Here is an 18,690-nt window from a genome sequence, read left to right on the forward strand (position 1 = left end):
TGCGCCGTCGGATCATTCTTCCGATCGCTCTTGTCCCTGAATTCCTAGAATTATTCCGCAGTAGCCGTTGGAATCCAGGGACAAAGGCGAACGCTATCGCTTCTCCAGAACGATTCCGCCCGCTCCGCTACCATTTTAACACAACTTATGAGATCCTCTGCCCTGTCATCGCGTTCGGTTGGTTTAAAACCTATTCATATAACGTTTTTATTATTAATAAGCACAAAAGACGGATTTCAAACCCGTCTTTTGCTTAAACCGATACTATATATCTTATTTGAAGTTTTTCAGGTTGTAGAACGCTTTTTTACCAGCGTATTGAGCTGTATCGCCCAATTGGTCTTCGATGCGAAGCAATTGGTTGTATTTCGCTACGCGGTCCGTACGGGAAGGAGCACCCGTTTTGATTTGGCCGGCGTTCGTAGCAACCGCGATGTCAGCGATCGTGCTGTCTTCGCTCTCACCGGAACGGTGGGAGATAACTGCAGTGTAGCCAGCGCGTTTTGCCATTTCGATAGCATCGAAAGTTTCGGTCAAGGAACCGATTTGGTTCACTTTAACGAGGATGGAGTTCGCGATATCTTGCTCGATACCTGTGGACAGACGAACTGTGTTAGTTACGAACAGGTCGTCACCAACCAATTGTACTTTGCCGCCCAATTTCTCAGTCAACAGCTTCCAGCCTTCCCAGTCGTCTTCGGAGCAGCCGTCTTCAATAGTGATGATTGGATACTTGTCTACCCAGTTAGCCAAGAAGTCAACGAACTCAGCGGAAGTATAGGATTTGCCTTCGCCTTCCAGGTGGTATTTGCCGTCTTTGTAGAACTCGGTGGAAGCAACGTCCATACCCAGGAATACGTCAACGCCTGGCTTGTAGCCTGCACGCTCAATAGCTTCAAGGATAGAAGTGATAGCTTCTTCGTTGGATGCGAAGTTAGGAGCAAAGCCGCCTTCGTCGCCAACTGCCGTGTTCAAGCCTTTTTCCTTCAATACGGATTTCAGGCTGTGGAAAATTTCTGCGCCTGTGCGAAGAGCTTCTTTGAAAGAAGGAGCGCCTACAGGAAGCACCATGAACTCTTGAACGTCAACGTTGTTGTCCGCATGCGCGCCGCCGTTGATGATGTTCATCATAGGAACCGGAAGCTGCTTAGCGTTGAATCCGCCCAGGTAAGTGTACAAAGGAACGTCCAAAGCTTCAGCCGCTGCGCGAGCTACCGCCATGGATACCGCAAGAATCGCGTTAGCGCCCAATTTGCCTTTGTTAGGCGTGCCGTCAAGCTCGATCATTTTGTTGTCGATGCCTACTTGATCCAAAGCATCCAAACCGATCAATTCAGGAGCGATGATGTCGTTTACGTTCTCAACGGCTTTCAGAACCCCTTTGCCCAAGTAACGGGATTTGTCGCCGTCGCGAAGCTCAACAGCTTCGTATGCGCCTGTGGATGCGCCAGAAGGAACGATAGCGCGGCCTTTTGCGCCGGACTCCAGGTATACTTCTACTTCAACAGTCGGATTGCCGCGGGAATCCAATACTTCGCGAGCATAAACATTAGTGATCATTGTCATGGTTTGAGTACACTCCTATTCGATTATCGTATTTTAGATGCTGCTACGAAAGCTTATACTAACGCTTTGCCGGTCATTTCCTCAGGCTGCCGCACTTCGAGAAGCTTCAGCACCGTCGGGGCGATATCCGCCAAAATGCCATCGTTTCTTAGTGTAACATGATTGTCGGTCACAATAAAAGGGACCGGGTTCGTCGTATGCGCCGTGTTGCGGCTGCCGTCCGAATTCGTTACAACGTCCGCGTTACCGTGGTCCGCCGTAATCAAGGCTACGCCGCCTTGAGCCAGCACCGCTTCGACGACTTTGCCTAGGCACTCGTCAGTCGCTTCTACCGCTTTAATAGTCGGCTCGAGCAGGCCGGAATGTCCAACCATATCCGGGTTGGCAAAGTTCAGGATGATTACGTCATGGCGTCCCGACTCAATTTCCTTCACCGTCGACTCGGCCAGCTCGTACGCGCTCATCTCCGGCTGCAGATCGTATGTCGCAACCTTCGGCGAGTTGATCAGAACGCGTGTCTCGCCCGGGAGCTCGACATCACGGCCGCCGCTGAAGAAGAACGTTACGTGCGGGTACTTCTCCGTCTCCGCCGTACGAAGCTGCTTCAGGTTGTTTTGCGCCAGCACCTCGCCGAGGGTGTTGTCGAGGTTTTTCGGCTTGTAGGCTACGAAGCCGTCCACGCTCTCGCTGAACAGCGTCAAGCATACATAGTACAAGCCCGACGGACATTTCGGCCCGCGGTCGAAGCCGCGGAAGTCGCTGTTCGTGAACACCTGGGACAGCTGGATCGCGCGGTCCGGACGGAAGTTGAAGAAGACGACGGAGTCGCCGGATTCAACAAGGCCTACCGGAGTCTCATCCGCTTTGACGATAACGGTCGGCATGACGAACTCGTCATACACGGACTTCTCATACGATTCGACGATCGCTTTCATCGGATCGGTATATTTCGGCCCTTCGCCGTATACCATTGCGCGGTAAGACTTCTCCGTACGCTCCCAACGCTTGTCGCGGTCCATCGCGTAATAGCGGCCTTGCACCGTAGCAATACGGCCTACGCCGACTTCAGCGATTTTGGCGAGCAATCGCTCCATGTACTGCTTCGCGCTGTCCGGCGCTACGTCGCGGCCGTCCAGGAACGCGTGGATGTACACTTCCTCGAATTGCTCCTTCTTGCACACTTCAAGCAAAGCGAACAAGTGCTCGATGTGACTATGTACGCCGCCATCGGAGAGCAGACCGTACAGGTGCAGCTTCTTGCCGGTTTGCTTAGCATTACGAATCGCGCCCAAAATCGTTTCATTCTCGAAAAACTCGCCGTCCCGAATCGATTTGGAAATGCGCGTCAAGTCCTGATACACGATACGGCCTGCGCCGATGTTCAGGTGGCCGACCTCGGAATTGCCCATTTGACCTTCCGGAAGTCCGACCGCTTCGCCGCATGCCGTCAACGTCGTATGAGGATATTGCGACCAGTAACGATCGTAGTTCGGCTTCTTAGCTTGCGCTACCGCGTTGCCCGTCACATCGTCCCGAAGACCGAAGCCGTCGAGAATAATCAGTGCTACCGGTTTTGGTCTGGACATCTTACTTGGCCCCCTCAACGAGAGCGATGTAGGAAGCAGGCTCCAAGCTCGCTCCGCCTACAAGAGCGCCGTCGATGTCGGACTCCTGCATATATTCGCCGATGTTGTTCGGCTTCACGCTGCCGCCGTATTGGATGCGCACCGCATCCGCCACTTGCTGGCCGTACAAGCCTGCAACCAGCTCACGGATGTAGCTGATGACTTCGTTGGCGTCTGCAGCCGTCGAAGATTTGCCCGTTCCGATAGCCCAGATCGGCTCGTACGCGATAACCACTTGAGCTGCTTGCTCTGCGCTCAATCCGGCAAAAGCCGCTTCCGTTTGCACTTTGCATACGGCTTTCGTTTCGCCCGCTTCACGCTCTTCCAGCTTCTCGCCTACGCAGACGATCGGCGTCAAGCCGTGCTTGAATGCTGCGTGTACTTTTTTGTTCACCGTCTCGTCGGTTTCCGCAAAGTAGGCGCGTCTCTCGGAGTGTCCGATGATAACATAGTCCACGCCAAGATCCTTCAGCATAACACCGCTGATTTCGCCAGTGAATGCGCCGTTGTCTTCAAAGTGAAGGTTTTGGGCTCCCACTTTCAACGTTGTGCCTTTCACTGCTTCAACCAGTGCAGGCAGATTCGTGAATGGAGCGCAGATAACGCTGTCCACGCCGTCTACTTCCGCTTTGCCTTTGACCTCGTTCACGAAAGCTACCGCTTCGCTAACGGTTTTAAACATTTTCCAGTTACCGGCAATAATCGGTTTCCGCATTGTCGTCACTCCTTCTTTGGTAAATCGCCTCTGCCGGCAGCCCCTCACAACATTGAGAATGCCGCCGAGAGTGTGCGAATGATCTAGAATTTACTTATCGTTCAATGCAACGACGCCTGGAAGAGCTTTACCTTCCATGAATTCAAGGGAAGCGCCGCCGCCTGTAGAAATATGGTCCATTTTGTCGCCCAGGTGGAACTTCTCCACTGCAGCCGCGGAGTCGCCGCCGCCGATAACGGTATAGCCGGATGCGTTAGCGCAAGCTTCTGCAACCGCACGAGTACCGTGGGAGAATGGCTCGATTTCGAATACGCCCATAGGTCCGTTCCAAACGATCAGCTTGGACTCGGCAATCGTTTTTGCGTATTTCTCGCGTGTCTTCGGTCCGATGTCGATGCCTTCCCAATCCGCAGGGATTTCGCTGATCGATACTTGCTTCGTGTTCGCCGTAGGGCTGAAATCGTCGGTTACGACAATATCTTCAGGAAGCAGGAAATTGACGCCTTTTTCCTTCGCTTTGTTAATGAAGCTGAGAGCCAGGTCGAGCTTCTCATTGTCCACGAGCGATTTGCCGATTTCATGGCCTTGTGCCTTCAAGAACGTGTAAGACAAGCCGCCGCCGATGATGATGTTGTCAGCGATGTTCAACAGGTTCTCGATGACATCGATTTTATCTTTAACCTTCGCTCCGCCCACGATAGCCGTGAAAGGACGCTCCGGATTGTTCAATGCTTTGCCCAATACGTCCAGCTCTTTCTCCATCAAGAGACCGGATACGGCAGGCAGATGGTGCGCGATGCCTTCAGTGGAAGCATGAGCGCGGTGAGCGGCGCCGAACGCATCGTTCACGTACAAATCAGCCAGCTCGGCAAAAGCTTTCGCCAATTCCGCATCGTTCTTCTCTTCGCCCGCATAGAATCGAACGTTTTCGAGCAGCAGGACATCGCCTTCGTTCAAAGCCGCTACTTGCGCTTTCACGGCATCGCCGATCGCTTCGTCCGCTTTCGCTACCGGTTTGCCCAACAGCTCAGCCAAACGAACCGCTGCCGGAGTCAAGCGAAGCTCTTCAACTACTTGTCCTTTCGGACGGCCCAAGTGGCTCGCCAAAATAACCTTCGCGCCTCTCTCGGTCAAATATTGAATCGTCGGTACCGTTTCACGAATCCGTGTGTCATCAGTGATTTGCCCGTTTTCCAAAGGAACGTTGAAATCCACCCGTACAAACACTCTTTTGCCTTTTACTTCTACGTCACGAACGCTTTTTTTGTTCATGTTCTCCCACGCCTCCTTTTTTTCTGCCGCCCTTGTACTGCCTGATCTACATAACCTATTTACACAAAAAATGTGGTTGTGCCTGATCGTCGCTTCATCGCGTCGCCGCCAAAAAAACAAGAGGGGATGTACTGCAGAGCGTCAGCGTGGTTTTCCTTTGAGATTGTATTCATACTGCTATGAAGTCAAATCACAAGAATACCAACTCAACAGAACCCGGAAGTACATCCCCTTTGCCAAATAGCGCGGAACGTGTTGAAACTTAGGTCAGTTCATAACCACAATGTTTTTTCTTACAGACCTTTTTTCGCGATGAAAGCTACCAAGTCAACAACACGGTTGGAGTAGCCCCACTCGTTGTCGTACCAGGAAACCACTTTCACCAGGTTGTCGCCAACTACCATAGTGGACAATGCGTCGATTGTGGAGGAAGCTGGATCTCCGTTGTAGTCGCTTGATACAAGCGGTTCTACGGAGTAGTTCAAGATGCCTTTCAAAGCGCCGTTAGCCGCTTCTTGCAAAGCTGCGTTCACTTCGTCAACCGTTACGTTAACTTTCAGCTCAGCAACAAGATCGGTTACGGATACGTTCGGAGTAGGAACGCGGAATGCCATACCGTTCAATTTGCCTTTCAGCTCAGGCAGTACCAAGGATACCGCTTTAGCAGCGCCTGTAGTGGAAGGAATGATGTTCTCAGCCGCTGCGCGAGCACGACGAAGATCTTTATGCGGAAGATCAAGTACGGATTGGTCGTTAGTGTAGGAGTGAATAGTAGTCATCATCCCTTTAACGATACCGAACTTGTCGTTCAATACTTTTGCGAATGGAGCCAAGCAGTTGGTTGTGCAGGAAGCGTTGGAAATGATAGTGTGGCTAGCTGGATCGTATTTATCTTCGTTAACGCCCAATACGATAGTGATATCTTCGTCAGTAGCAGGAGCGGAGATAATGACTTTCTTTGCGCCGCCTTTCAAGTGCATGGAAGCTTTTTCTTTCGCTGTGAAAATACCAGTGGACTCAACAACGATTTCAACGCCGTTAGCAGCCCAAGGCAGGTTCTCAGGGTTACGCTCAGCAAATACTTTTACTGTTTTGCCGTTAACGATCAAAGCGCCTTCAGTAGCTTCAACCGTACCGTTGAATTTACCATGAGTTGTATCATACTTCAGCAAGTGAGCCAAAGTGTTAACGTCAGTCAAGTCGTTGATTGCTACGATTTCAACATCTGGGTTGCTGAAGGATGCGCGGAATACGTTACGACCGATACGTCCAAAACCGTTAATACCTACTTTAGTTGCCATGTGAGTAGCCTCCTAAAAATAATGTTTGATGTTTATGTCAAGACAGGCAGGACCTGTCAAGATGGCAATGCTTGAACAATTTCCAATGCGGCCGCTTCATCAATGACCAGAATGTCCTCCCGGCCAAAACGGAGTACGGCCATGATCGCTTCGCCTTTGCTCTTGCCTCCGGCTACTCCGATCACACAATCCATATCCTGGATGTCTTCGATTCTCAGTCCCACGGTGGGCATTTTGTGCAAAATGGTGCCTTCGCGGTCAAAATAGTACCCAAATGCTTCTCCGAGCGCCCCGTCGTTACGAAGGCTTGCCGTCGTCTCTGCGTCCACCTTCCGCCGTCTGGCCATCACCATAGCTTCTCCCATGCCGTGTATGACGATACGGGCTTTGCGGATAAACTGGATAATCTCCAGAATGGTGTCATCCTGCATCAAGGTCTGGTAAGCTTCCTCGCCGAGATGATCCGGAACGTGAAGCAATCGGTACTTGGCGCCGGTCTTCTTCGCCATCGTGGATGCGATCGTATTCGCCTGCAGCTCCACGCTCTCGCCTAGCCCGCCCCGTGCCGGTACGAACCAGCTGCCTTTGAGCGAGGTGGTCGAGGACAGATGGTAGGCAACCTCCGCCATAGTGGATCCGCCCGTTACCGCAATCACTTCGTCTTGGGATACATACTTCCTCAGCACCGCCGCTCCCGCGCGCCCCAGTTCCTTCTTCGTATGAGGAGAGACGTCGGAATCTCCGGGAACAATGACGACTTGCTTTAAACCGAAATGGGACCGGATTCGCTCCTCCAGCTCGGTCAATCCGAACAGGTCCTTGACCAACGGCTCGATCTTCTCGAGCAGCTGCCTTCCGGCTTCGCTGATCCTCATTCCCGATGCATCGACATCCAGCAGGCCTTGGGCTTTCAAGAACTCGACCTCGCTTCGCAAAATACGCTCCGTCGTGTTAAGCGACACCGCAAGCGTCCTGCGTCCGACCGTACCGGACACCATGATGTGATGCAGAATCGTGTACCGTTCCTTCAACGTGTCCAGTAAGTCCGGCAGAAGCTGCTTTTGAATATCGAGTAACTCTCTCATGAGAAAAACACGCTCCCGCCAAAGATATGGACAGTTAATGTCCCAGTACTACATTTTTAGTCCCACAACTTCCAAAAAAACAACTAAGCTTTCACTTAGCTGTTCTCATTATATAAAATCTGTCTGACAATTTCAACAAACAAAACACCATTTAGACAAAAATTTACGTTCTCTTCATATTAAGCACGGACAATCCTTGCTGCGTCTACAAATTACGACAATCTTCTTACGCTTAAAAGCTCATCCTGCGGTAGCGATTGTGTACGTTGCGAGAGCCATTTCGAAGGTCATTAAGGAGCGAGCCGAAGAATGGGCTGATCGAATAAATGCAGCGCCATCCGACGTCGAGCGCGCTTTTTACGCTTGCGTCAGTCATGGCTCGATGCCGGAATCAGACACTGCACGCGCTAATTAATTCTCGCGCATGGACGGCTTTGAACAAGCTAGCTGTTTTTTTCTGGTAGGGGTTGCATTTTGGGACGCGATATCATATAATAACTCTTGCTTCTCAATTTTTGAGACAAAGCTATGCGCCCGTGGTCCAATGGATATGACGTAGGCCTCCGGAGCCTGAGATTAAGGTTCGATTCCTTACGGGCGCGCCATTACTTTAATAACGAATGAATCGTACAACCTCTAAAACTTGCCGTGACCGGTGAGCTTAGAGGTTTTTTTGAAACTATTGTTTGACCTTTCTTGACCTTAGTTTGCTTTTGCGCTATGATGGTTATAGTGTTACCATATATGAAATTTAAGGAGGCTGCAGCTTATGAGTTTCATTCCAATGGTCGTAGAACCGGATGCAAGAGGAGAGCGCGCTTATGACATTTACTCCCGCTTGCTGAAGGATCGCATTATTTTTCTAGGGACTCCGGTTAATGACGTTGTGGCCAATGCTATTATTGCCCAACTGTTGTTCCTGGCCGCACAAGATCCGGATAAAGATATTCACTTATATATTAACAGCCCGGGCGGCTCCATCACTGCGGGGATGGCCATCTATGATACCATGCAGTTCATCAAACCGGACGTGTCCACGATCTGCGTAGGTATGGCCGCTTCCATGGGAGCGTTCCTGCTGGCGGCAGGCGCCAAAGGCAAACGCTTCGCGCTGCCGAACAGCGAAGTCATGATTCACCAGCCGCTCGGAGGCGCCGAAGGGCAAGCAAGCGATATCGAGATCCGCGCGAAGCGCATTTTGAAAATGCGCGACAAGCTGAACCACATTTTGGCCGAGCGCACTGGCCAATCGTTTGAACAAATCGAGAAAGATACCGATCGCGATAACTTCATGTATGCCGAAGAAGCGGCCGCGTACGGCTTGATCGATAAAGTCATCGAGCGCGTATAACGTACTCGATGCAGCTTTGGAAGCCCGTGCTGTAAGCTGGTTATCCCGCTTGCAGCACGGGCTTTTTTTGTTTGGCGCGAGCTGTAGGTTGGTTTACGGCTCATCAGCCGCGTAACGAAAAAAAGTCCTGTCTGCAATAATACAGACTGGACTTTATCGCTTTATAACTCTTGAAAGTTGAAAAGCGTGAGCGGAGGAGAAGGGATTTGCTGCAGGAACGAAGTGTTTGCCTTTGAAATCATGAATACACCACAATTGCGGATAATCCCTATTCATGATTTCAACAGCGACCGGAAGCACACCCTTCTCTGGAGCACCACGCTTTTGCAACTTCCCCCTCTTCTTACTTCTTATCTTCCAAAGGATAGAAGATCAGGTCGATCGGGAAGGCCGAGCCGGCCGGAGGCGTAAATTCGATGTCGAGCGAATCTTCCTCGCCCGTAGTTTTCGCCAGAATCTGCATGCCGTCAAATGCGGTCAGCACGCCGGACTGCGGCACCAAATGCATTTCCCCGTTAATTTTGAACGGGCCTTTGAACACGCCGCCCAGAGGCTGGATCATGATAGCCATTTTGCGCGGCTTATCGGCATGAATTTTGTACACGACGCCATAGTTGCCGTCGTTCGTGACATTTTGTTTACGCATCGTATCGTAGCCCGGCTGGAACGGATCGCTCTTGCCATCGCCGATAATGAGGCGAGACGGTGTAGTAAACGAGCTTGCATCCACATACCACTTCACCTCGGATACCGGGAACGATCCGCGGACGTGTCCGGTGAACGGCAGCAGCGGGAGCTTCAGCGTATCCTGCGTAATTTTATCCGTTGCGACGAACGAGAATTCAATCTCACCGTCGGTTTCTACGTCGTAGAACAAGTTAACGCCTTGTGCCGGGTAGAAGTCCGGCATTTGCGAATAAATGAACGTCTGCTTCGGCGGTACCGTCATTTCTTCGTTGTACGTATCGTTCATCAGGAAATCGACGGAAGCTTCGTTGCCGATCAAATTCGCATACACGGACGGGAATACTTCGCCCTTGTTGGTCGTTTTGATTTTTACCGGCTTATCGGTCGTATTTCTGGCCAAGATAGCCATCGTCACTTTTTCCTTCGTACCGTTGATATGATCGGCATACAATCTTCCTTTACCGTTCACTTTATCTTGGTACAAGATGCCTTTTTCCGTAAACTCTTCAGGGCTATCGCTGACAAGCAGCTTTCTCGAGGAATCCGACGTCACTTGCTTAGGAAGCTCCGGCAGTTTCCAGAAGTTGCCCCAGATCATGCTCCAATCCGTCTTAATATAGCTGCCCGGAGGCTTCGTATAAATCGGATATTCCACCGCGTTCAAATACGTTTCCGTTCCGATGGTAATATTGCGCGTGTACGCCGTACTCTGATTGCCATGGGCGTCCCAAACCGTCAATGTAATAGGATAGGTCCCAGGCGTGAAGAACGCCTCCTGGTTGCCTTTCCATTCGTATCTGGCGATCCCTTCCGCATCCGGGTCATAGCTTAAATCGATGTACTTGACCGGCTCGCCCAGACGATACGTCTCTTTGCCGAAAGCGAATTTCGCTACCGGTTTGGAGTTGCCGGAATTCGGTATGTACACCCCATCCGGTGTTTTCGTATGAAGAACCTCCACACGTCTCAGCTCGTCGTTGTACGTGTATCTCGCACCCATATAATCAGCCAACCAGGTCAGCTTGATCAGCAGTTTGCCTTCCGGGCTAATAGCCGCCACGGAATCGAACGGTTCCATCATGCCGTTAATCCACACGGATTTCCGGTCGCTATCGAGCACAATGTTGTAGCCTGGCGTTACCATTTCAATCTGGCGTGTCTTCTCATTCCATTCTACCTTCAAGCCCATTGCATCTCCCAAAAACTTGGCGGGAACAAACATTTTGTCTTTAATGATCGTTGCAGGAGATTCTAGCGTGACCTGCTTGCCGTTCAAAAAAGCCTCCGTCTTATCGACATAGAGCAATACGTGCGTCGAAGCCGACGATACGCCTTGCGCCATAGCCAGCGGAGTAAAGAGAACCGTGCACAGCAGGGCGATGATCATCATCAAAGACACTTCTTTTTTCATCTGGTTCATTCTCTCTCGAACTCCTTTTATGAATAAAAAATAAGCACAGCAAAAAACCTTTCCTACAGAAGACACGTCATTATAGACGCTCAACTAAAGAAAAGGTTGCGCTTTTACGAGTATCCCAATCCAACCATCATATGCCATTTCATAAAATGGACAAAAAGAGGGAAAACAGCAAGAAGCAAGCACGCTAAAACGGCTTCATCCGAAGCGTATAGCAGGTATTATTGGTTTTCGAGTTCCTCTTTGCTGACCAATGCGACTAAAGCGTTTACAGCCTGCTCGGCGTCCGAACCTTCAGCGCTAATGTAAACTTCAGTACCAGTGCTGATTGCTAAGCTCATGATACCCATGATACTTTTGGCGTTAACTTTCTTCTCGTCCTTCTCCACGAAGATTTCGGAAGAAAACTTATTCGCTTCCTGAACAAAAAGTGCCGCTGGTCTGGCATGAAGGCCTGTTTTCAACTTTACAACTACTGGGCGTTTCGACATTCCAACCCATACCCCCTACTATCTTAATTGCAAATGACCATTTACATAAATGACCATATGAAAAAGCGATTTTTCATCCATTATACCATTTTTCCATGGGTTACACTAGGAGTATCCTGAAATTACACAAAAAATCTATATTTCCGCCCAAACACTTATGATCTGCGGATTTTCTCGGCAAGCTCGTCGATTTTACGCAACCGGTGATTGACCCCCGATTTACTGACGGCTCCCTTTAGCAAGTCGCCGACTTCCTTCAGGTTCATGTCCGGGTGCATGAGACGGATTTCCGCGACCTCGCGAAGCTTCTCGGGCAGATTTTCGAGACCGATTTCTTTTTGCAGCAGCCGAATATTATCGATCTGCCTAACGGCGGCACCGATCGTTTTATTCAAATTAGCCGTTTCGCAATTGACCAGCCGGTTGACGGAATTACGCATATCTTTCATGATCCGCACATCCTCGAACCGTAGAAGCGCTTGATGCGCGCCGATCAGGTTGAGAAATTCGATGATTTTCTCGCCTTCTTTGATGTAGAAAACAAAGCCTTTTTTCCGTTCGATGCACCGGGCGTTCAAATCAAACTCGTTGGCCAGATCGCACAGAGCCTGACAGTGCTCCTCGTACATCGAGGAGATCTCCAGGTGATAGGAGGAGCCTTCGGGATTGTTGACCGAGCCCCCTGCGAGGAAGGCTCCGCGCAAATAAGCGCGTTTGCAGCAGTCCTCCTGAATAATAGCCCGCTCTATTCCCGGAGTAAAGATAAATCCTTCCGAAACGATGTGCAGCTCCGACAAAATCTCCTGTACCTGATTCGGTACCCGGACGATGTAGACGTTATTTTTTTTCAACCGCATCTTTTTGCGTACAAGCAGCTCGGTATGAACGCGAAATTTCTTCTTTAACAACGAGTACATCCGACGTGCGATAGCCGCATTCTCGGTTGAAACATCCAATACGATACGCTGGTTGGTCAGCTGAACGGACCCGTTCATGCGAATGAGCGCGGACAGCTCAGCGATTTCACAGCAATCATCGGACTGGATCATGGTAAGTTCTTTTTTCGTTTGTGCGGCGAAGGACATGGGCTTATCACCTCTTCTTGAGCATCCAGCTCTCCACCAGTTGATAAATGTGTTGGCTTAGTTTTTCTGCATCGTGACGCAAATACGTACGGAATAAAACCAATTGATCCGCTATTACTTTATAGCCTCGACTCGTAACCTCTTCCAGATCGAGAGGGACGACTCGCGCGCCCTTCTCGGCATATCGCTTCTGAACCTGAGGAGGAATATCCCCATTGTTGACGATAATATAATCGAACAAATGGTGGCCAACGTGATTGTACATGGCTTGCAAATGGTCGCTAACGGAGTAATTATCCGTTTCACCGGGCTGTGTCATCACGTTGCATACGAACATCTTTAGCGCCTGCGACTCCACAATGGTGCGCGCGATTTCCGGCACAAGCAAATTCGGCATGATGCTGGTGTACAAGCTGCCCGGCCCGACAAGAATGGCATCGGCTTTCTTCAGCGCATCCACCGCTTCGTCCAATGGCTGCACGTTCGACGGCTCGATAAACACCCGCTTGATCACTTTGCCCGACTTCGGAATTTTGGACTCACCCTCGACGATGGTGCCGTCCTCCATTTCGGCCTTCAGTACAATGGCGTGATTCGCTGCGGGAAGCACACGGCCCCTCACAGCGAACACACGGCTCATCTCACGCACGCCGGCGACAAAATCACCGGTAATATCCCTCATTGCTGCCAAAATTAGATTGCCCAAACTGTGCCCCGCCAATCCCTGGCCTTTCTCGAAACGATATTCGAGCATTTTGCCGAGCAGCGGCTCTACATCGGCCAAGGCGGTGAGCACATTACGGATATCGCCCGGCGGCACCATCTCCAATTCTGATCGGAGAATACCGGAGCTCCCCCCGTCATCAGCAACCGTAACGATCGCCGTTATGTCTATCGGCTTTTCCTTCAAGCCTCGAAGCATAACGGACAGCCCCGTTCCACCGCCGATAACGACAATGCGCGGGCGGTCGCTTTCCATGCTGTCTGGGGTCATTTCTTCACCTCTACCCTGTCCCGTTCGGAGTCACGATGGCTGACGCGTACCGTTTCCGTCTCGCTGTTGCCCATCACTTTGCCCAAATATTCGGCGATGGCGACGGAGCGATGCTTGCCGCCTGTACAGCCGATACCGACCACGACCTGACTCTTCCCTTCCTTTTTGTATTGAGGCACGAGAAAGTTCAGCATATCCAGCAGCTTGGTAAGAAACTCCTGCGTCTCATTCCATTTCATAACATAATCGTACACTTCCGGATCCTGGCCCGTATTAGGGCGCAGTGTCTCCACATAGTGCGGATTCGGAAGGAACCGCACATCGAAGATCAGGTCCGCATCGATCGGCACGCCATATTTGAAGCCGAAGGATATGACGTTGATGGAGATGCCGTCGGACTCGAGATTTGTGAATCGCGATACGATCCGCTCCTTCAGCTGCGCAGGCTTCAAGCTGCTCGTATCGATGACCTGCGTCGCCATCCCTTTCAGCTCCTCAAGCAGCTTGCGCTCCTGCACAATGCCTTCGAGCGGTGCACCCGTCGGAGCCAGCGGATGCTTACGGCGGCTTTCCTTATACCGTTGAACGAGGATAGCGTCCGTCGCATCGAGGAACAAAATTTCATACGTAAGCGACTGATTTTCCCGAATATACCGGAGCGACTCGGATAAGGAAGTGAAGAATTCTCTTCCTCTCAAATCGATAACCAAGGCGACCTTACCGATTCGGCCCTTGGATTGCTCTATGAGCTCCGCAAATTTCGGAATCAGTACAGGAGGCAGGTTATCCACGCAAAAAAAGCCCAAGTCCTCCAAGCTTTGCACGGCTATCGTCTTGCCTGCACCTGACATGCCGGTGATAATAACCAGTTTGCCTAAAGTATGCATCTCTTCCATGGGTGTTCCACCTCCAGGTTGTTAATCCACCTTGACCGGTTGCTCGATATTACCGAATAAAATACGTTGTTCCATGAAACAATAAATAATGGATCCATCCAGCCTAAATCTATGAAACAACCAAAAATTAGGAACGCAAGTTCAATCCTGCCGCTCCCACAACACCGGCGTCGTTGCCAAGTGTAGCCGGAACGATCTCTACGCCTTCCTTAGCGGACTCTTGAGCATACTCGTTGTAATAGCCGCGAATGGCATCGAACAAAATATCTCCGGCTTTCGATACGCCGCCGCCGATAATAAACCGCTGCGGGTTCAAAACAATGGATACGGTCGCCATCGATTTGCCCAAATAGAGCGCAGCGCGATTAATAATGCGGAGCGCTACTTCATCTCCCGATTTGGCCGCGTCGAACACATCCTTGGCCATAATGTTCTCAACCAGCGCCAGCGAAGTATGCTCGCCGCGCTCCACCGCTTCCTTGGCCATACGAATAATGCCGGTTGCCGACGATACCGTTTCGAGACAGCCTTTCAGACCGCAAGCGCAGTTAATGGCTTCCAGATCAGGTACGACGGTCATATGGCCCAGCTCGCCCGCCATGCCGTTAAAGCCTTGATGTATGTTGCCGTTTATAATAACACCGCCGCCAACCCCTGTGCCCAGCGTGTAGCATACGAGATGAGGAATGCCTCTACCTGCCCCTCCCCACGCTTCGCCCAAAGCGGCCACGTTGGCGTCATTGTCGATCTTGACCGTCTTGCCGAGCTTTTCCTCCAGGATTTTCTTGATGGGCACGTTGCGCCATCCCAAATTCGGGGACAGCTTAATGAAGCCTTCCGGAATGTCCATAAAGCCGGCGATGCCCGCTCCGATACCTGCTACCTGTTCCCATTCGTAAGGCGAATCCGCTACCAGCTTGCGCACGTATTGTGCAATGTTTTCAAGAACTACATCAACGCCTTGCTCTGTTCCGGTTGGTCCTTCGAACGTCTGCAGCAGCATTCCATTTTCATCGCAAAGCCCTACCTTGATGGCTGTGCCTCCGAGATCGACTCCAACGTAAACTTTCTCTCCCATTATACAAGTCACCTCATAAACTATAATCACGCAAAAAAGCTCTCAGTTCCAACTATAAGCCAACCCTTCGGGCAGGTCAAGAAAACGTTCATGACAATTGCCCGTCCTTCCCCGGCTGATTCATCATGACATCCGCCCCAGTTCATACCACGCCGGATAGCCTACACACAGAAAAAACGTGGAACTTCGGTCCCACGTTTCGTTATGTTACAAGCTTTGACTCCAATCATGTACAGCATGGCCTTCCAAAAACTTCTCACAATCGAGTGCCGCCATACATCCGCTGCCGGCTGCCGTTATCGCTTGGCGGTATTTGCTGTCCTGTACGTCACCGCAAGCAAAGACGCCCTCGATGTTCGTTTGAGTCGTACCCGGTTTGACTACGATATACCCGTGATCGTCGGTCGTAATCTGGCCGCCCAGGAAGCCTGTATTCGGCGTATGCCCGATAGCGACGAAAATGCCGTCCGTCTCGATAATTTCCTCTGAACCGGTTTCGTTGTTTTTCACCTTCAAGCCGATCACGCCCTTGTCTCCCGATACGACGGCGAGCGGCGTCCGGTTCAAGCTCCACGATATTTTGGAGTTGTCGCGCGCGCGATCCTGCATGATTTTGGAAGCCCGGAGCTCGCTGCGCCGGTGCACCAACTGCACTTCCGATGCGAATCGGGTCAGGAAGTTCGCCTCTTCCATCGCCGAATCGCCGCCGCCCACGACGATAATTTTTTTGCCGCGGAAGAAAAATCCGTCACAGGTCGCGCATGTGCTTACTCCGCGCCCTATGCTTTCCTTCTCGTTCTCAATGCCGAGCAGCTTGGCTGAGGCTCCGGTGGATATAATGACGCTCTCGGATTCGATGTCGCCTATCCCTTCTACGGTCAGCTTGAACGGCCTACTGGATAAATCGACCTTGTTGACCCATCCGGTTTTGAACTCGGCTCCGAACCGCTCCGCCTGCTTGCGCATATTGTCCATCAGCTCAGGACCCATAATGCCTTGCGGAAATCCCGGGAAGTTCTCAACCTCCGTCGTGGTCGTCAGCTGACCGCCCGGCTCAGGACCCTCGATAACCAGCGGGCTCAGATTGGCGCGAGCCAAATAAATCGCCGCCGTAAGCCCTGCAGGACCGGTTCCGATGACTATGGCTTTGTACATATCCAGTTCCTCCTTAACTCCTTAATGGATTCTCTATCAGAGGTTGTTCAAAAAGCTGAATCCCAACTTATTGAACACGTAATATTAGTTTAAGTATTACCCAACTGTCGAGAAGAAAAAAACTGAATTTTCATAAGCTCGGAACATCGGACTTGAAGAGCGTATTCTTTATTTATGGTCAAAGTTTGCGTACGCCGGGAAAATGGCTTCCATTTTCTCACGAATACCGCAAGCCTCATCGATCATTTTCACATTCTTGCTTATGGTCGCGACGGATACGTTGTAACGATGCGATAGCTCATGAAACGAAATGGCGCGGCGGTGCATCTTGGCCGTCAAATACTCCAGAGCGGCGGACCAGCCCTCCGTCTTGGTAATTTTTGGCACACTCGGGTATACCCTCGATAAATACTCGACCCACAATGTCTGCAGATCGTACTGCTGCACCATATCGTACCTGCGGCTCATTTCCTGCATCGACCGGTCCATAATATCCTGCCATTTACGCTCCCACACAGGCAAATTCGGCGAAAACGGCGATGCCGGAATCGTCAGGCGATTGCCGTCAAGCACCGCGGTCACCGGCTCATTCAGCCCGATGCTGCGCAGCACGAAGATAGCGACCTTCTTCAAGTAATCGTTCTCCTGCGGCTCCTGAATAAACTCCAGCAGTGCATCCTTCACCTCGTTGTCGCCAATGAGACCGAACGCCTGCAATACTTGCAGCTTCGTCTCCGTGTCGCCGTGGCGCAGCGCCCAGAAAAAGGACGAACGCACAAGAGGATCCCGTTTCAAATGATCGGGTAGTCCTTCGGCGGACTTCTCCAATCCGCGGAATTGTTCCTCGAACGGAAGGTGATAATGGTAGCTGACCGGCGGCTTTACTTGCTCGTGACGCGATTTATCCAGCAAATTCAAGTAAAACTTCGGAATTTCCGAGCCCGGATCGAATTTATCCGCATGACGCCATTGACGCTCCGCTTCGTTATATCGCTTCGTATTGTAAGCCGCCACCGCCGTATAGTGGAACAAGCACGGGTCGAGACCCGCTTCGCCGGTTTTCAGCAGCCTTTTGAACAAACGGTACGCCGTTTCATGCTCACTTAAGATGCCCATCGTTGTGGCCAGCTTAAACACATGATCCTGATGGAAAGGATAGGTTTTGCGCAATACCTCAAGCAGTTCCTTCAAATTATCTTTATCGCCGAAATGCTGGTAAAAGATCGCCAGATTGCACAGCGCGTGCAAATTGCCGTGATCGAGCTCCAATACCTGCTTGATCATTTCAACGGATTTTTCAAAATGCCCCATGTAGTAATAGGCCAACGCCAAATTGTTGCGCGCAGCCATAAAATCCGGGTGCTTCTTAATAATCTTCTCCAGGATGCGAACCGCTTCGCCGAACTTGCCTTCCTCCAGCATGCTGCGCGCCCGGTCGTGTTCAAACATGCCTTCGCGGCTCTTGATCGACGTCAGCTTGGTCGGACGGTCCAGCTCATAGCTGAGCAGCTCGATCATTTCCTCGGATTCTTCGAGAAATTGTCCCGTCGGGTCGTTCTCCAAATAATGGATAATCGCTTTTTCCGCCGACTCGTAGTTTTCCATGTTGGCAAAATTGTTCGCCATATAGAAGTAGCATTCGGTCATCGTAGGATCGATCTGATCCAGCACGTGCTGAAGAATACGGTTGGATTCCTCGTAATTTCCCATCTCTGAGAGAAGCCCGGCCAGGTTACAATGATTTACCGGATTTTCCGGCTCGTAATCGGCTGCGCGACGAAAATACTTTAATGCCTTATCGTAATGATATCGGTCCAAAGATTGCACGGCTCGTTCGAAAAAGAACGTGGCATCCATTTTCACCGGGATAATGTTGCTATGTTGAGTTCTGACAGCACGCTTTTTCTTCCCCATTAAGTAAGGCACCTCCGGTTCCGTCTGGAATTCACAAGGAAACCAGCGTTATTTCGAT

General features: G+C 51.0%; 15 protein-coding genes and 1 tRNA gene. 2 read left to right on the forward strand and 14 right to left on the reverse strand.

Translation table 11 applies throughout. The features are described from left to right. Positions 1–273: 273 nt before the first annotated feature. From eno to DVH26_RS35835, 6 genes are all read right to left on the reverse strand, one after another. The gene (gene eno / locus DVH26_RS35810; protein WP_239630355.1) at positions 274–1,566 is read right to left on the reverse strand and encodes a phosphopyruvate hydratase; all 1,293 of its coding nucleotides are present in this window, start codon (positions 1,564–1,566) and stop codon (positions 274–276) included. A 53-nt stretch (positions 1,567–1,619) separates the two neighbouring features. Further along, a complete protein-coding gene (gpmI, locus tag DVH26_RS35815; protein ID WP_239630356.1) occupies positions 1,620–3,152 on the reverse strand; it encodes a 2,3-bisphosphoglycerate-independent phosphoglycerate mutase in 1,533 nt (510 codons plus the stop codon). A 1-nt stretch (position 3,153) separates the two neighbouring features. Next, the gene (gene tpiA / locus DVH26_RS35820; protein ID WP_239630357.1) at positions 3,154–3,906 is read right to left on the reverse strand and encodes a triose-phosphate isomerase; all 753 of its coding nucleotides are present in this window, start codon (positions 3,904–3,906) and stop codon (positions 3,154–3,156) included. A gap of 90 nt (positions 3,907–3,996) precedes the next feature. After that, positions 3,997–5,178, reverse strand: coding sequence for a phosphoglycerate kinase (locus DVH26_RS35825; RefSeq protein ID WP_239630358.1), 1,182 nt, complete (start codon positions 5,176–5,178; stop codon positions 3,997–3,999). Positions 5,179–5,471: 293 nt separating this feature from the next. Further along, entirely contained in the window at positions 5,472–6,479 is a 1,008-nt protein-coding gene (gene gap, locus DVH26_RS35830; protein ID WP_239630359.1) for a type I glyceraldehyde-3-phosphate dehydrogenase, read from the reverse strand. A 56-nt stretch (positions 6,480–6,535) separates the two neighbouring features. Further along, the gene (locus tag DVH26_RS35835; protein ID WP_239630360.1) at positions 6,536–7,564 is read right to left on the reverse strand and encodes a sugar-binding transcriptional regulator; all 1,029 of its coding nucleotides are present in this window, start codon (positions 7,562–7,564) and stop codon (positions 6,536–6,538) included. A 530-nt stretch (positions 7,565–8,094) separates the two neighbouring features. Here DVH26_RS35835 and DVH26_RS35840 point away from each other — a divergent pair. Then, positions 8,095–8,169, forward strand: a tRNA-Arg gene (locus DVH26_RS35840). A gap of 164 nt (positions 8,170–8,333) precedes the next feature. Beyond that, complete coding sequence (gene clpP, locus DVH26_RS35845; RefSeq protein ID WP_239630361.1) at positions 8,334–8,915, forward strand: ATP-dependent Clp endopeptidase proteolytic subunit ClpP; 582 nt, start codon at positions 8,334–8,336, stop codon at positions 8,913–8,915. Positions 8,916–9,258: 343 nt separating this feature from the next. On the opposite strand, the gene DVH26_RS35850 is transcribed toward clpP, so the two are convergent. The 8 genes from DVH26_RS35850 to DVH26_RS35885 form a co-directional block, all read right to left on the reverse strand. Further along, a complete protein-coding gene (locus DVH26_RS35850; protein WP_239630362.1) occupies positions 9,259–11,022 on the reverse strand; it encodes a stalk domain-containing protein in 1,764 nt (587 codons plus the stop codon). A 218-nt stretch (positions 11,023–11,240) separates the two neighbouring features. After that, positions 11,241–11,510: an HPr family phosphocarrier protein gene (locus DVH26_RS35855; protein WP_028548982.1), complete on the reverse strand. Its 270-nt coding sequence runs from the start codon at positions 11,508–11,510 to the stop codon at positions 11,241–11,243. Positions 11,511–11,665: 155 nt separating this feature from the next. Then, positions 11,666–12,595: a DNA-binding protein WhiA gene (whiA, locus tag DVH26_RS35860; protein WP_239630363.1), complete on the reverse strand. Its 930-nt coding sequence runs from the start codon at positions 12,593–12,595 to the stop codon at positions 11,666–11,668. Between the two features lie 7 nt (positions 12,596–12,602). Continuing rightward, positions 12,603–13,589 (reverse strand): gluconeogenesis factor YvcK family protein, encoded by a 987-nt coding sequence (locus DVH26_RS35865; RefSeq protein ID WP_239630364.1) that lies wholly within the window; start codon positions 13,587–13,589, stop codon positions 12,603–12,605. Further along, positions 13,586–14,485, reverse strand: coding sequence for an RNase adapter RapZ (rapZ, locus tag DVH26_RS35870; RefSeq protein ID WP_239630365.1), 900 nt, complete (start codon positions 14,483–14,485; stop codon positions 13,586–13,588). Before rapZ ends, DVH26_RS35865 begins: the two co-directional genes overlap by 4 nt. Before the next feature lie 127 nt (positions 14,486–14,612). Continuing rightward, positions 14,613–15,563 (reverse strand): ROK family glucokinase, encoded by a 951-nt coding sequence (locus DVH26_RS35875; protein ID WP_239630366.1) that lies wholly within the window; start codon positions 15,561–15,563, stop codon positions 14,613–14,615. A gap of 207 nt (positions 15,564–15,770) precedes the next feature. After that, positions 15,771–16,718 carry a thioredoxin-disulfide reductase gene (gene trxB, locus DVH26_RS35880; RefSeq protein WP_239630367.1) on the reverse strand — a complete coding sequence of 316 codons (948 nt, stop codon included), beginning with the start codon at positions 16,716–16,718 and terminating at the stop codon, positions 15,771–15,773. A gap of 168 nt (positions 16,719–16,886) precedes the next feature. Beyond that, positions 16,887–18,632 carry a tetratricopeptide repeat protein gene (locus DVH26_RS35885; RefSeq protein WP_239630368.1) on the reverse strand — a complete coding sequence of 582 codons (1,746 nt, stop codon included), beginning with the start codon at positions 18,630–18,632 and terminating at the stop codon, positions 16,887–16,889. Between the last annotated feature and the right edge of the window lie 58 nt (positions 18,633–18,690).

Origin of the sequence: Paenibacillus sp. H1-7 (assembly GCF_022354825.1) — a bacterium.
Taxonomy (GTDB): Bacteria; Bacillota; Bacilli; order Paenibacillales; family NBRC-103111; genus Paenibacillus_S.

Bases quoted from the DNA above. Each gene is read 5' to 3' on its own strand.
- DVH26_RS35855 (WP_028548982.1), bottom strand. From the start codon at position 11,510: ATGTCGAAACGCCCAGTAGTTGTAAAGTTGAAAACAGGCCTTCATGCC.
- rapZ (WP_239630365.1), bottom strand. From the start codon at position 14,485: ATGGAAGAGATGCATACTTTAGGCAAACTGGTTATTATCACCGGCATG.
- tpiA (WP_239630357.1), bottom strand. From the start codon at position 3,906: ATGCGGAAACCGATTATTGCCGGTAACTGGAAAATGTTTAAAACCGTT.
- DVH26_RS35865 (WP_239630364.1), bottom strand. From the start codon at position 13,589: ATGACCCCAGACAGCATGGAAAGCGACCGCCCGCGCATTGTCGTTATC.
- DVH26_RS35835 (WP_239630360.1), bottom strand. From the start codon at position 7,564: ATGAGAGAGTTACTCGATATTCAAAAGCAGCTTCTGCCGGACTTACTG.
- gpmI (WP_239630356.1), bottom strand. From the start codon at position 3,152: ATGTCCAGACCAAAACCGGTAGCACTGATTATTCTCGACGGCTTCGGT.
- DVH26_RS35885 (WP_239630368.1), bottom strand. From the start codon at position 18,632: ATGGGGAAGAAAAAGCGTGCTGTCAGAACTCAACATAGCAACATTATC.
- eno (WP_239630355.1), bottom strand. From the start codon at position 1,566: ATGACAATGATCACTAATGTTTATGCTCGCGAAGTATTGGATTCCCGC.
- whiA (WP_239630363.1), bottom strand. From the start codon at position 12,595: ATGTCCTTCGCCGCACAAACGAAAAAAGAACTTACCATGATCCAGTCC.
- gap (WP_239630359.1), bottom strand. From the start codon at position 6,479: ATGGCAACTAAAGTAGGTATTAACGGTTTTGGACGTATCGGTCGTAAC.
- DVH26_RS35850 (WP_239630362.1), bottom strand. From the start codon at position 11,022: ATGAACCAGATGAAAAAAGAAGTGTCTTTGATGATGATCATCGCCCTG.
- trxB (WP_239630367.1), bottom strand. From the start codon at position 16,718: ATGTACAAAGCCATAGTCATCGGAACCGGTCCTGCAGGGCTTACGGCG.
- clpP (WP_239630361.1), top strand. From the start codon at position 8,334: ATGAGTTTCATTCCAATGGTCGTAGAACCGGATGCAAGAGGAGAGCGC.
- DVH26_RS35875 (WP_239630366.1), bottom strand. From the start codon at position 15,563: ATGGGAGAGAAAGTTTACGTTGGAGTCGATCTCGGAGGCACAGCCATC.
- DVH26_RS35825 (WP_239630358.1), bottom strand. From the start codon at position 5,178: ATGAACAAAAAAAGCGTTCGTGACGTAGAAGTAAAAGGCAAAAGAGTG.